The sequence below is a fragment of the Brachybacterium sp. UMB0905 genome (assembly GCF_002871795.1).
GTDB lineage: Bacteria > Actinomycetota > Actinomycetes > Actinomycetales > Dermabacteraceae > Brachybacterium.
Genome location: NZ_PNHL01000001.1, coordinates 11009 through 24104, shown reverse-complemented (window position 1 = coordinate 24104; position 13096 = coordinate 11009). Strand labels below are relative to the sequence as shown.

The following is a 13096-nucleotide window of genomic DNA, read 5'->3' as shown; positions in this document are numbered from 1 at the left end:
CGACGCTCGAGGCGCACGCCGCCCAGCCTAAGTGGCATGCGGGGGCGCGGGGGAAAGGACGCTGCGGGCCTGTCCGTCATCCTGGACGGGGCGGGGTGTCTGCCCCTGCGCACCAGTCAGCGTCCGTGCCGCGGGAACGACGAAGCCCCCTGGGATTTGCCAGGGGGCTTCGTGCTGCGGTGGCTCCGACCGGCGTCGATCCGGTGACCTTTCGATTTTCAGTCGAACGCTCTACCAACTGAGCTACAGAGCCGTGGCCGTGCCGACGGCCGGAGCTCAGAGTAGCAGGTGGCGCGGCTTGGCTGCGAACCGGTATCGGCTGGTGTAAGGCATGCCACGCGGCTGTGCGCCGACGCCCCGACGCGTCTCAGCTGTGGCGCCACCACATGTCTCGGCCTGGTGCGGGTGCGTGTGCGTCTAGCGTATTGAGACCCGCGGTACTGCGGGGTAAGTGGTGGGGCGGGTGCTGCACTGATCGGAGAGCAGCGCCCGGGCCGAGTCCGAGCAGCCCACGCACGAGGAAGGCCCCGGACGTGTGTCCGGGGCCTTCGTGAGGGGCGACCCTGACCGGGCTTGAACCGGCGACCTCCGCCGTGACAGGGCGGCACTCTAACCAACTGAGCTACAGGGCCATCTGCATCTCCCCGCTCCCGGGGCGACCTGGACAACTCTACCGGATGATTTCGGTGCTCACGACCAGATTCGCTGTGAGCCGCCTCGCACTGCTGATCATCGAGGTTTTGACCGGTGGCCGGGGCGCCCGGCCGATGGTGCCAGGTCGACTGATGCAGCACCCCCAGCGGGATTCGAGCCGACAGCAGCCGCACCGGGGACTGCGGGGACTGCTGTCAGGTTCGCGTTACTGGCAAACGGTCGACCGACTGTAGGGGCTTACTTCTGATCGGGATAGATCTTCGACCGGGTCTGCCGCACGATCAGGTGACAGTTGGGGTGTTAGGCCGCGACTCTCACACCCTGGTCGTCACCCTCGGCTCAGCTGGTTGAGTGGAGTGGCCGGCAGCCCGAATCATGCCGCGTGATGTAGGAAGAGAGCCTGCCCCGGCTCACGGCTTCTTGGCCAGGACGTATACCGCTTCCGTGGGGAACTCGAGCTCACCCGTGGCGCTGGTCGCCTGGGAGCACCTTTCAAGGAAGAGGTCCTTCACGGCTCTCCGGATGGCGGGAGATTGGGCTAGGTAGGTTGCGCCCACGACGGCGATGCCACCCTCGACGCCCGCCCAAAGATCATCCGGCCGGATGGACCACACCCAGTGCAGTTCCGTTGCAGCGGAGATTTCGCAACCAGCCATCTCGGCAAGAGCTCCGAGCCCTCGGATGCTCCGTTCAAAGTCGAGGGATCGATCGAGGTTCTGACTCGGTATGGGCACGACGTCCGCAGCGCGGAAGATGCTCCCGACGAAGTCTCCCCACCCGCCGGCTGGGGGTGCTGGCCAGGCCGTCATCGCGATCAGCCCACCGGAGCGCGTGACACGCGCAAGCTCGGCGACGGAGTCGGCGGGGCGCCCGACGTGGTTGATGACGAAGTTCGCGGCGACGGCATCGAACGCGCCGTCGATCATCGGGAGCTCAGGCAGGGCAGCCTGGATCGCCGGCCCGCGCAACCGGTCGCGGGCGATGCCGATCATGCTTGCTTCCGCGTCGAACGCGGTGACGGTGCGGCCGCGCGACTCGGCCCGCGCCCCCAGGGTCCCCGTGCCGCAGCCGGCGTCCAGGAGGGATCCCGAGCCGGTGTCGTCGAGCAGACGGTCGATCGGTCCCGCGCACAGCTTTCCGAAGGAACGGTCATAGGCAGCGGCGCGGGCTTCCCAGGTTTTCATACCCCTATCCTCCACGCTCTCGGACGGCCGCCGATGAAGCTAGCTGGAAATTGGGATGGAAGTAGCCGACAGCCTGGTCGAGCTGGTGGTGCGCCACTGTCTGGCGCGTGGCCGCATCACTGTCCTCGAAGGCATCTTTAGATCGGCCTGCTACCAGCAGATGTGCGAGCGGCTCATCGCCGGCCATGACGGGCCGTCGCTCGTGTATTACCTCGATGTCAGCCTCCCGGAAACGCTCCGGCGCCACGCGCTGAAGCCCATCGCCGACCATGTCAGCGATGAACAGGTCGCCCCCTGGTATGGCTCAAACGACGTGCTTGCACTGCCCGGCGAGGTCATCCTCGATGAGCGGCATAGCGAGGATGAGCTGGTCGCGCGGATATTGGGTGACCGCGAGGGCCTCGCGCCTTAGCCTCCAGGGGTGAACAGCTGGCAGACAGATCTCTTGGCGTCCATGACAGATGCACTTCCGGGCGCCGACATCGATCCCTACGGTTCGGTGACCGACCCGGCATTGCTCGATGGCTGGAGTGACCTCGACGTCGTCATCACCTCTCGCGCAGCGTTCGATGTCGAGGAAGCACTGCAGGGACGGCTCTGGGCGTTTCAGTCGACGAGCGATGGCGATGCACAGGTTGTGCGGGCGGTCCTTGCCGATGGTCGACGGGTCGACGCCACGATCCACGGCGCGTCCGGGATGCTGCCCACGCCCCCGGCCGACAACGATGTCCGCTTCGGCACCGCCCTTGCAGCGGTGCGCTTCGGCCACGGAAACCACCTGATCGCCCTCCACCTCACCCTGGGCGTCATCCAAGAAGCACTCGTTCATCGCATGGTCGCCGCCGACCGAGCCGTGGGGACGACTCACCATCGCTCCAAGACCCGATATGACGCAGACGCCCCGTTGGCGTTGGAGGCAATCGCAGAGCCTTTCGGGCCACAGACGGCACTGGACGCCTACGAGCTCTACGGCGCCTGGAGGTCCGCAACAGACCCCGGGCACGCGGCCGACCCGGTCGGCCTGCAGGCTGTGATCGACCGCGGCCGACGCGGCGGCCATCTGATCTAACGGTGAGCCGCCCCCTTCATTCGGTCCGGACGTTCTGTGAGTCGTCGGTTTCCATTTGATGGGTGCACTGCCGAGCGTACTCGGCTGGGGTTAGGTAGCCGAGCGAGGAGTGCCGGCGGTGGTGGTTGTACTCGTCCTTCCAGTCGCCGATGATGACCTGTGCGTGCAGCAGCGAGTAGAAGCTGTTGATGTTGAGGCACTCGTCGCGGATCCGGCTGTTGAACGACTCGACGTACCCGTTGCGCCACGGCGAGCCCGGAGGGATGTAGGACAGGCCGGTGCGGGTGCCGGCCCAGTCGGCCATCGCCTCGCTGATGAACTCCGGCCCGTTGTCCGACCTGAGCACCGCCGGGGCGCCCCGGGCGGCGACGAGGTCCTCGAGGTGGGCGGTGAGTCGGTCGGCGGTAATCGAGCGCTCCACGAGGCCGCCGATGCACTCCCGGGTGTGTTCGTCGACGATCGAGCAGATCTTGATCAATCGTCCGTGCTCGTCGGCGTCGAACTGGAAGTCCACCGCCCACACCACGTTCGGCGCGTCCGCCGTCGGCGCGTCGACGGTCGAGGACCCGACGCGCTTGCGTCGACGCCGCTGCGGGACCCGGAGCCCTTCGTCACGCCACAGGCGTTGGATCTTCTTGTGGTTCACCACCCACCCCTCGGCGCGGGCGTCGTGATACGCCCGCCGATACCCGTAGCGGGGATGGTCCTTCGCCCAGGCGCGCAGCCACTCCCTGAGCGCCCGATCCGGGTCCGTGACCGTGTCGCCCTTGAGCGGTCGCCGGTACGCGGAGCGGCTCAGCCCGACCAGACGGCACGCCATCCGTTCGCTCACCCGCAACTTGCGCTTGAGGTGATCGACGGCGGCGCGGCGCCTGTCCGGGCTTAGAAGTTTCCCTCAGCCAGCTCCTTGAGCGCGGCCTTCTCCAGCTCCGCTTCCGCGAGCAGACGCTTCAGGGTCGCGTTCTGCTTCTCCAACTCCTTCAGGCGCTTTGCGTCGTCGGCCTTGAGGCCGCCGTACTGGTTCCGCCACCGGTAGTACGTCTGCTCGGACACCCCGAGCTCTCGGCACACCGCCGCGACATCCTGCCCGTCGGCGAGCATCCTGTCGGCCTGCCCGAGCTTGCGGACGACCTGCTCCGGAGTGTGACGCTTCCTACTGTTCGTCATGATCTGACCAGTCTCCCTGCCCGCCACCGCGGGCAACAGGACGACTCTCATAACGACCGGACCTACGAAACGGGGTCAGCCCACATCGACGCTCGCGCACTGCGCGAGGTCAAGTTCGGGGACATGGTGCCGGAGGCGCTGCTGCGGGCGGAGGTCGCGGGGCGCTGACTCAGCGAGTCCGACCGTCCAGCACCTGCTGAAACCGTTCCTTCAGCAGCGGATCGACGATGTACACGTACGTCCCGCGCATCCCTCGCGTGAGCAGCACGCGGTAGACGTTGGTGATGTACCGCAGCAAGTCCTCGTCGGTCGTCGTCTGCCCTCGGGTCCGGTTGCTGGCTTTGCCCTTGGTGTCGAAGTAGTTCTTGCGATCGGCGACGAGCAGGCCGGTTTCGGGATCGATGCGCAGGTCGCCGCCGATGATCACGCCAGCGTAGTTGAGGTCGTAGCCCTGCACGGTGTGGATCGAGCCGACCTCCTCGAGGGAGGTCTTCGACGCGATCCAGTCGACGTCGGAGACGTTCCAGTCCAAAGCGACGCCGTCCAGCTCGATGTCGTGCAGGCCGCTCTTCTTCCTGCTGCGCCATTTCCACGCGTAGCCGGCGACGAGCCGGGCGAGGCCGTGCTCGGCGTCGCGCTCGCGGATCCGCTGATGCATGGCGCCGAGGTCTTCGAACAGCTCGAACTCGTAGTCACCGAGATCAGGCACGGACGTGGGTGGGTCGTCGGAGATCAGAGCTCGGGCGAACTCGAGGTACTCCTTGCCGCCCTTCACGCGCATCTGGGTGTCCAGCGGATAGAGCCGCTTCTGCTCGTGCGCCTCGGCCAGTACCCGCTCGAAAACCTCGGCCTCGATGTCGATCGGGCGAACGCTCTGCGCCGTGTCGAGCAGCAGGATCGTGTGGCGGGAGCGCTTGCGGATCCAGTCGAGCTGATTGATCGAATGGTCGTCGCTCCCGAGCAGCCGTCGTGTGATCTCTCCGTACCGTTTGGTGAGGGTGCCGTGGGCCTGTGCGCCGCGCTGGGTGAGACGGTGCGCCTCATCGACCACGATGACGTCGAAGTCCTCATCGGCGTCCGCGACGTCGTAGGGGGTGAGCACCTGAGCGTCGCGCAGGGCCGGCACTTTTCGGAACACCCTGCTGATGGACTGGCGCAGCGACTTCTGAGGGATGACGAGACCGATCCGCAGATCGCGAAACAGCTCGCGGTTCCCCTCGACGAAGAGATCCGAGAACATCGAATCGCCCTCCACCTCGTCGGTGGGATCGAAGTCGGCGAGATCGCGCATGAGCTTCATGAGGTAGATCCCGACGATCGTCTTGCCCGTCCCGGGATCGCCCTGGATCGCGGCGAGGGTGCGCATGTCGGGGTGGTGGAGGTCCTCGACCAGTCCCTCCATGATGTCGAGTACGGCGACGCCCTGCTCGGTGTTGAGTGCCTTGTACGGGGAGAGCTTGAAAAGGTCCGAGTTCTCGATCTCGGGGATCGACCGTTCGAAGTACCCGCGGGAGCGGAGCTCCTCGAAGATCTCCTTGAAGGTGTCGTTGTACTCGCTGCGCTGGAAGTAGTCCTGGTTGGTGATGCCCTCGTTGCGGTTCATCACCTGGAACTTGCCGTCGCCGCCCAGCAGTCGGATCAGCAGGGACTCGAGGTCGAGGCAGGCAGAGGCGTTGAAACGCTCGTCGAACACGATGCGCACTTCCTTGAGGTGCCGCTTCTGCTCGGACTTCAGATGCTGGCGCATGCGGCGATCCGCGCTGCCGGTCTCGCCCACGTAGATGTCGCGGCCGTCCTCGAGCAGGTAGACGACGGGCCAGTTCGAGAAGCGTGGGAGGCGGTTCCTGGTCTCCTCGACGGACTCTGGGGTGAAGCGGAGCTCCTCGATCTCAAAGGCGGTCATACTTCGTGCTCCGCCCCTTGGCCTTCTCGACCGGGTACTTCGCCCGTGTGCGCTCCAGCTTCGCGCGGATGATCTCCTCGGGGTCGAGGTCGAGGCGATCCGCGAGGTGCAGTGCGTAGGTGAGCACGTCCGCCAGCTCGCCGGCCACCTCGTCGCGGTCGGCGTCGGCATTCCACTGATAGCACTCGAGGAGCTCAGCGGCCTCGATCGCGATCGACTTCGCGAGGTTCTCCGGGCTGTGGAACTGGTGCCAGTCACGCTCGGCGGCGAAAGCGCGAAGGTCGGCCATGACGGAGTCGCTGGTCATGAACTCACCGTAGCAACGGCACGCGACGAGCGAGGACCTGCGGTGCGATGTGGGCCGCATGGTGCGGAAAGGACGGCTCCCCGCCATTCAGGAGTCCGTCGCGCCGCTGCGCGCCACCCAGTCCGCGAGCTGCTGCAGCAGTGCCGGGCCGTGGGGCGAGTCGATGCGGTCTGCGATCTGGTCGATGTCGCTCTGCAGCAGATCCAGCAGAGCATCGGTGGAGAGGGTCACAGGGGCGGAGTCCCACACCTCGTCGTCACCGCGGCTGTGGGAGAAGATCAGCAGTTCCACGTCGTCTCGCTCGAAGGGCGTCCCGTCCTTACGAGTGAACTCTCCCTTCCACGCGTCGAGTGCCTCCAGATATGTGCGGTACTGGTCCTTCTCCCATCTCCAGGTGACGAGGTCGATGCCAGCGTGCGTGCGGAACCAGCGCCGCACGACCGCATCCATCACGGGAGTCGTCCTCGCGGTGCTCGAGGCGGCCGTGAGGAAGTACAGGAACTTCGTGCCGAAGGCCGGTCCGAGGTACTTCAGGTACTGAGTGTTCTTCCTGGACTCGGCAATGTGGTCGAACGCATCGATGCCTCCATCGGCCGTAGCCTGGGCCCGCTCCGCCGTCTCCGTGAGGTGGGCGATCGCGCACGGATCCGAGGTGAGCACGCGCGCCGTGCGATACGGGCCGTAGCCGGTGGCCCCGTACCCCCAGATCATCGACGCGAGGAACGCGGTGACCACGGCCTGCTCGACGTACGCTCCGTTCACCACCAGGGTCTCAGGGCTGTGCAACGTCGTCACGAGCTTGCGGTCGATCCGTGGCCGGGAACCGTCCTCCGGCTGAGCCGTTCGCTCCACGATCGTCTGGATGCAGTCCGTCAGTGTGAATTCGGCCTTCGGGATGTCCGTGCTCTGGAGGCGCTTCCTCCAGCTCTCCGGTCGCCAGGCGAAGGATGGCTGAGTGGGATAGCCGGCTTTCTTCCAACGCTCATAGGTGGGGCGAAGGACGTCCGGGGGAGTCGTCATGGGCTGAGACTACGGTGGCCGGTCGGCAGTTCGACGGGGTTCCGCAGATCGAGCAGTCCCGCAGTCTCGGCGGTGCAAGCCACGCCCGTCGCCGCCCGACCTCGGCTCGCCGTTTCGATCAGATCGTGCGCGCACCGGCGCCGACGATCCCCGGCCTCGACTGATCGACTGCCGCTCTCCGTGCGAGTGAGTGCACCCGCCGCGCCCCACCTGTCACACCCCGCCCACATACTCGCTCTATCACCCGAGCAGTGCCACCGGAAGGGGAACCGATGTCCACCGCCACGCTCATCCCGTCCACGCCGCCCGCGGAACCCACCACGCCCGCGGCGCTCGCACCCGTCGTCCCCGCGACTCCCGCGCCGCGCTCGCCGCTGGAGGAGTCCGCGGCGCGGCAGGCGTTCGACCTTGCCCAGCAGGGCTTCCTGGTCGGCGAGATCGTCGAGCTGCTGGACGTCTCCCCGTTGTGCGTGGAGGAGGCGCTGGAGGCCGCGGTGCCGGGCGGTTCCGCCACCATCGCCGGGGCGCTGCGCCGCCGGCTGCGGGCCTGGCGCCGCGAGCACGCGCACAGTCCCTGGTGGGAGGCGGAGGCGGCGTTCGGTGTGCCGCACGCCCACGTGCTGCGCCTGGTGCGCGTGCCGCGGGACCGGGAGATCGGCGTGGTCGCCGCCGGGGAGCCCGGCTACCTTGACGCCGTCCTGGCCGGGGGCTCCTGCCGGGACCAGCGGGCCAGCCGCAGCGCCCGCCTCTACACCTTCTGCGCCACCCTGCAGGAGATCGGGGACCTGTTCGGCGTGACCCGCGAGCGGATCCGCCAGATCCTCGGCAAGGACACCCCGTGGTCCAGCACCGATCTGCAGGCCGCCGCGAAGGCCCTCGCCGCCGCCCGCCGCGCCGAGCACACCGCCGCCGTGGCCCGCTGGTCGCACGCCCACCCGGCCGCGCCGCTGGAGGAGGCGGCCCAGGAACTGGGCCTCGCCGAGGAGCAGGTGCGCCGCCTGCTGGGTCGGCGCCGCACCCACCACGAGCCCGCGTTCGACGGCCCGCGCAAGAGCACCCGCCGCACCGAGGAGGAGATCATCGCCGATCTCCGCGCCTTCCACGCCGCGACCGGTGCCACCACCTGCCAGGCCTACACCGCCTGGGCGCGGGAGCAGGGCGTGCCCGGCCACCAGACCGCTGCGATCCGCTTCGGCACCTGGAACGAGGCGCTCTCCGCCGCAGGGATCGGCGACGAGGCCGGCGCCCCGCGCAGCGCCTTTCGCGATGAGGACCTGTGGGCCGCGGTGCTCGCCGCGGTGCAGGCTGAGACGGGAGGCACCACCTTCCGGGCCGTCGAGGAGTGGCTCGCGGCTCACCCCGCCGCGCCTTCCGGGGCGCTGATCCGCCAGCGGCTGTGCGGGCACGAGGGCGGCAGCTGGTCTGAGACGGTCACCACCGCGCTCGCCGTGCTCCGCGAGCCGGACACCTTTGACCCCGCCTGGGTGCAGGACGTCACCGCGCCCCGCGACTGGGACGCCGACCCCGCGCAGGAGGATCCGCTGGACCACGTGCGCGCCGCGATCGCCGCGCTCGGCCCCCGGATCACCACCGCCCGCTACACCGCCTGGGCGCGGCAGAACGGCCGACCCACCGTCGCCACGCTGCAGCGCCGCACCGGTGACGTGTGGACCGGGATCCTCGCCGCGGCGGGTGGGGAGCCCAACGCCGCGAAGGTGAAGAACCGCAGCCGCGCCGAGGTGGGGGAGTACGTGAGCCGCTTCCTCGCCGCGCACCCCACCGCCACCACCGTCGAGTACGCCCGGTGGGCGCCGCAGCACGGCGCCCCGTCCCTCTCCACGGTGATCGGCCGCTTCGGCACCTGGAGCGAGGCGGTGGAGGCGTGCCGGTGAGCAGGGGCGACGTGAGGTGAGGCTGCCCGCGGGCAGCCCACGCGGACAGTGATCTGAAGCGCCCTGGGTTTCGTTCCGAGGTCAGGACGCAACGGGGAGTCGACGCCTGTGATCGCCCACCCCCGGAGCAAGCCCCGGGCGCTTCAAGGCGCTTCATTGGCGCGCGTGCATGCCGACGTTGATGCCTTGGGATGCTCCTGGACTCGGATGTAGTCCGGACCGTAGTCCGGAGGACCGGCAGTCGAGCATTAGTGCAGGTCAATCGCGTACCCCCAACGGGATTCGAACCCGTGTCGCCGCCGTGAAAGGGCGGTGTCCTAGGCCACTAGACGATGGGGGCCCCGGCCGTGCTCGCGCACGCGCCAAGGAAGAGCATACCGACACCACCCGCTGGAGACACGATGCTTAGCGGCAGGTGCGGCGCATCCGACATCGATGCAGTCCTGCGCGTCCCCATCGGCCACCCAGCAGCACCCCGTCTGCTCCCCGGCAACGTCCCGTCGGCCCCATCTCCCCACCACCCCGTGGTTCGATGGGGGCATGATCCGCATGAGCCGCGCCGAGTTCGAGGAGGCGGTGGACGACGCGCTGGACTCCCTGCCTGACGAGGTGGCGCGTGAGATCGCCCGCGCCAACGTCGCAATCCTCATCGAGGAGGAGCCCGACGAGGAGTACGCCGACGGGTCGGAGCTGCTGGGCCTGTATGTCGGGATCCCGTTGGATCAGCGTTCGGTGTTTGACGGCTTCACCGAGCCCGACCGGATCTTCATCTACCGCGGCCCGCTGCAGCGTTACGCCACCTCACGCGAGGACCTCGTGGAGCAGATCGCCGTGACCGTGAAGCACGAGCTGGGGCACCTGTTCGGCCTGGACGACGCACGCCTTCACGAGCTTGGCTGGGGCTGACGCGAGGGCGGGGACGGACTAACCCCCGGCTCCGCGGCCCGACCCCGGCTCCGCGCCCTGGCCCCGCGGGTGGATCGGCCGTTTTGTTCCAGTTGCTGGAACAGAACCGCCGGCCGGCTGGTTCAAGGCGGCCGATCCGCGATAGACGCCCCGCCTCTACGGCGCCTCGTCGAGGTCGGTGATCCCGGCTTCGTGGGCGATGATCGCGATCTGTACGCGGTTGGTGCAGTCCAGCTTGGTGAAGATCTTCGAGACGTGCGCCTTCACGGTCGCTTCGCTCATGAACAGCCGCATACCGATCTGCGCATTGGACAGCCCCGCGCCCACGGCCCCCAGCACCTCGCGCTCGCGGTCGGTGAGCAGATTCAGCCCGGGATGCTCGTGGTGCCCGCGCGTGGGGTTCGCCTCGGAGAAGTGCCCCAGCATCCGCCGCGTCACGGTGGGGGAGAGCATTGCATCCCCGGCGGCGACCACGTGCACGGCCCGCGCCAGCTCCTGCGGCGGGGTGTCCTTCAGCAGGAACCCGCTGGCCCCGGCTTCGAGGGCCTGGAACACGTATTCGTCCATGTCGAACGTGGTCAGCATGATGATCTTCGGCGCGCCGGGCAGGGCGCACACCGCGCGGGTCGCGGCGATGCCGTCCATCTGCGGCATGCGCACGTCCATCAGCAGCACGTCGGGCCGATGCTTCTGCACCAGCGTCACCGCCTCGCTGCCGTCGCCGCCCTGCGCGACCACCTCGATGCCCGGATCGGCCCCGAGGATCATCGCCAGGCCCGCGCGCACCAGGGAGTCGTCGTCGATCAGGGCCACGCGTGTCACGTCGTCGTCGGCCATGGGATCACCGCCTTCACTTCGAATCGTCCGTCGTCGGTGGGTCCCGACGTGATGGTCCCGCCCGCATGCGTCACACGCGTCTCGATGCCGGATAAGCCCATGCGGGCGCCGGGCAGCGTGGTCGTGAACCCCTTGGGCAGCACGTTACTCACCTCGATCACGAGGTCCGTGCCCGGCTCGCCGATCAGGGCCACGCGCGCCTTGGTGTGCAGGGCGTGCTTGTGGATGTTCGTCAGCCCTTCCTGCACCACCCGGTACGCGGTGCGGGCCAGGGAATCGGGCACCGGGTCGTCGATGAAGTCGAACAGGTCCACGCTGAGCCCGGCCTCTTGTGAGGTCACGACCAGGCGCCGCACATCGTCCCAGGTGGGCTGCGGGGCCAGGGGCGCCTTCTCATCGGTGTCGCTGCGCAGCACGCCCAGCACCTCCCGCAGCTCGTTCAGCGCGGTTGTCGCGGTCTCGCGGATCAGTCCGGCGGAGGCCTGCACCTGCTCGCGATCCAGGTTCGGGTTCACCTCGAGCGCCCCGGCGTGCATCGCCACCAGGGAGATCTTGTGCGCCACGATGTCGTGCATCTCGCGGGCGATATGCGTGCGCTCGGCCCGCCGCGCCGCTTCCTCGGCGGCGGCCCGCCCGGTCTGGGCCTCCTCGGCGCGCTGGCGCAGCTCGCTCATGAGGGCCCGATGGGTCGAGGTGTACATGCCGGTCGCGAGGGTCACCGCGACCACCAGTACGGTCACGGCGAGCGTGGACAGGGGCCCGATCATGTCGCCGCGCGTGAAGATCGGCACGGGGCTCGCGCCACTGAGGGCGGCGAGGATCCCGATGGCGGCGACATGCCCGCGCGACCGCGCCCAGGTGGCATAGAAGTAGGTGGCGAACACCAGCACGCTGATGGACATGCCGGCGGCGTTGAGCACGAGGATCACAGGCAGCAGCCACCGCCAGTGCCGATGCCGCGCCAGCAGCGCCACCCCGAGCGCGATCACGAGCCCGAAGCGCCACAGCGGCGTGCTCGGCTCCGGGTCCGCCATGTTGGCGATGACCGCGAGCAGCACCTCGCCCAGCACAAAGGCGAGGATCAGGGCCTCCTGCCAGATCCTCCGCCGGGGTGTATGCGCATCGCTCACCTGCTCACTGTAACCGCGCCCCACCAGCACCATCGGCGCCGGTGGTCTCGCCTGGCCGCGGGTCGGTGGGGATGGCCGACGAAGGTCGCCCCCGCACCCTGCGCCGACCCCGGCGGCGCCGACCTTCGTCAGGCAGGTCCTGGACCCCTGACGCTCCCTCCGAGGGCCCGGCGAAGAGCAGGGTGGAGCCATGACCACGAGCACCGCCCCCACCGCCCCTGTCCTCGAGATCCGCGGCCTGACCAAGCGCTACGGCGCGAACACTGCCGTGGACGATCTGACCTTCACCTGCGAGCCCGGCAGCGTCACCGGATTCCTGGGCCCCAACGGCTCCGGGAAGTCCACCACGCTGCGGATCCTCACCGCCCTCGCCCAGGCCGACGCTGGCCAGGCCCTCATCGGCGGCGTCCCCTACCGCGCCCTGGAGAACCCCGCCCGCACCATCGGCGTGATGCTCGATGCGCGCGCCCTGCACGGCGGCCGCACCGGCCTGGAATCCCTGCGCATGGCCGCCCTCGCCGTTGGAGTCCCTGCGCATCGGGCCGATGCGGTCCTCGCCCAGGTGGGCCTCGAGGGCGCCGGACGCAAGCGTGTCAGCGGCTACTCCTATGGCATGCGGCAGCGCCTGGGCATCGGCATGGCTCTCATCGGCGACCCGTCGGTGCTGGTCCTGGACGAGCCCGCCAACGGCCTGGATCCCGAGGGGATCCGCTGGATGCGCCACCTGCTGCGCTCCTTCGCTGAGGCTGGCGGCACCGTGCTGCTGTCCAGCCACCAGCTGCGCGAGGTCGAGGCGACCGTCGACCGGCTTGTCGTGATCTCCGAGGGGCGCCTGGTGCGCGAAGGCACCCTGGAGGAGCTCACCGTCGCGACAGGCACACGGGTGAGCCCTCTCGAGCCTGCCGCGCTGCGCCGCGCCCTGGAGAAGCACGGCATCGCCTATGAGCAGCCCAGCCCCCAGCAGTTCATCGTCAGCCTCGCCCCGGAGGACATGGGCCGCCTTGCGCTGCGCGAACAGATCGTTCTG

12 protein-coding genes and 3 tRNA genes are annotated in these 13096 nt (G+C 68.7%); 5 read left to right on the top strand and 10 right to left on the bottom strand.

What is annotated here, in order from left to right:
* Nucleotides 1-180: 180 nt before the first annotated feature.
* From CJ197_RS00145 to CJ197_RS00135, 3 genes are all read right to left on the bottom strand, one after another.
* Nucleotides 181-253 (bottom strand) — tRNA-Phe (locus CJ197_RS00145).
* Nucleotides 254-558: 305 nt separating this feature from the next.
* Nucleotides 559-632, bottom strand: a tRNA-Asp gene (locus CJ197_RS00140).
* Between the two features lie 432 nt (nucleotides 633-1064).
* The gene (locus tag CJ197_RS00135) at nucleotides 1065-1838 is read right to left on the bottom strand and encodes a class I SAM-dependent methyltransferase (RefSeq protein WP_102234760.1); all 774 of its coding nucleotides are present in this window, start codon (nucleotides 1836-1838) and stop codon (nucleotides 1065-1067) included.
* Between the two features lie 55 nt (nucleotides 1839-1893).
* On the opposite strand from CJ197_RS00135, the gene CJ197_RS00130 reads away from it, so the two are divergent.
* Together CJ197_RS00130 and CJ197_RS00125 are read left to right on the top strand one after the other, a co-directional pair.
* Nucleotides 1894-2250 (top strand): hypothetical protein, encoded by a 357-nt coding sequence (locus CJ197_RS00130; RefSeq protein WP_102234759.1) that lies wholly within the window; start codon nucleotides 1894-1896, stop codon nucleotides 2248-2250.
* Between the two features lie 9 nt (nucleotides 2251-2259).
* Nucleotides 2260-2907, top strand: a complete 648-nt coding sequence (locus CJ197_RS00125) for a hypothetical protein (RefSeq protein WP_146007669.1) — start codon at nucleotides 2260-2262, stop codon at nucleotides 2905-2907.
* A gap of 16 nt (nucleotides 2908-2923) precedes the next feature.
* On the opposite strand, the gene CJ197_RS00120 is transcribed toward CJ197_RS00125, so the two are convergent.
* The 4 genes from CJ197_RS00120 to CJ197_RS00105 form a co-directional block, all read right to left on the bottom strand.
* A protein-coding gene (locus tag CJ197_RS00120) for an IS3 family transposase (protein WP_102234757.1) occupies nucleotides 2924-4074 on the bottom strand; the annotation gives its coding sequence in 2 pieces (ribosomal slippage) (nucleotides 2924-3804 and nucleotides 3804-4074; 1152 coding nt in all).
* Nucleotides 4075-4243: 169 nt separating this feature from the next.
* Nucleotides 4244-5977 carry a DUF2075 domain-containing protein gene (locus tag CJ197_RS00115; RefSeq protein ID WP_102234756.1) on the bottom strand — a complete coding sequence of 578 codons (1734 nt, stop codon included), beginning with the start codon at nucleotides 5975-5977 and terminating at the stop codon, nucleotides 4244-4246.
* A complete protein-coding gene (locus CJ197_RS00110) occupies nucleotides 5964-6284 on the bottom strand; it encodes a nucleotide pyrophosphohydrolase (RefSeq protein ID WP_102234755.1) in 321 nt (106 codons plus the stop codon). The genes CJ197_RS00115 and CJ197_RS00110 overlap by 14 nt, the downstream gene beginning before the upstream one ends.
* 87 nt (nucleotides 6285-6371) lie before the next feature.
* A complete protein-coding gene (locus CJ197_RS00105; protein ID WP_102234754.1) occupies nucleotides 6372-7304 on the bottom strand; it encodes a hypothetical protein in 933 nt (310 codons plus the stop codon).
* Between the two features lie 272 nt (nucleotides 7305-7576).
* On the opposite strand from CJ197_RS00105, the gene CJ197_RS00100 reads away from it, so the two are divergent.
* Nucleotides 7577-9196, top strand: coding sequence for a homing endonuclease associated repeat-containing protein (locus CJ197_RS00100; RefSeq protein ID WP_102234753.1), 1620 nt, complete (start codon nucleotides 7577-7579; stop codon nucleotides 9194-9196).
* Nucleotides 9197-9463: 267 nt separating this feature from the next.
* On the opposite strand, the gene CJ197_RS00095 is transcribed toward CJ197_RS00100, so the two are convergent.
* Nucleotides 9464-9536 (bottom strand) — tRNA-Glu (locus CJ197_RS00095).
* Between the two features lie 200 nt (nucleotides 9537-9736).
* Between CJ197_RS00095 and CJ197_RS00090 the strand changes: the two genes are divergently transcribed.
* On the top strand, nucleotides 9737-10102 hold the full coding sequence (locus CJ197_RS00090) for a metallopeptidase family protein (RefSeq protein ID WP_102234752.1): 366 nt from the start codon (nucleotides 9737-9739) through the stop codon (nucleotides 10100-10102).
* 156 nt (nucleotides 10103-10258) lie between these two features.
* Here the strand turns inward: CJ197_RS00090 and CJ197_RS00085 are convergent, their stop codons facing one another.
* Both CJ197_RS00085 and CJ197_RS00080 read right to left on the bottom strand, forming a co-directional pair.
* Nucleotides 10259-10939, bottom strand: a complete 681-nt coding sequence (locus CJ197_RS00085; protein ID WP_158239308.1) for a response regulator transcription factor — start codon at nucleotides 10937-10939, stop codon at nucleotides 10259-10261.
* The gene (locus CJ197_RS00080) at nucleotides 10921-12069 is read right to left on the bottom strand and encodes a sensor histidine kinase (RefSeq protein WP_233190548.1); all 1149 of its coding nucleotides are present in this window, start codon (nucleotides 12067-12069) and stop codon (nucleotides 10921-10923) included. Before CJ197_RS00080 ends, CJ197_RS00085 begins: the two co-directional genes overlap by 19 nt.
* A gap of 190 nt (nucleotides 12070-12259) precedes the next feature.
* Here CJ197_RS00080 and CJ197_RS00075 point away from each other — a divergent pair.
* Nucleotides 12260-13096 (top strand): ABC transporter ATP-binding protein (locus CJ197_RS00075; protein WP_102234750.1); only part of this gene is annotated, 837 nt, incomplete at its 3' end.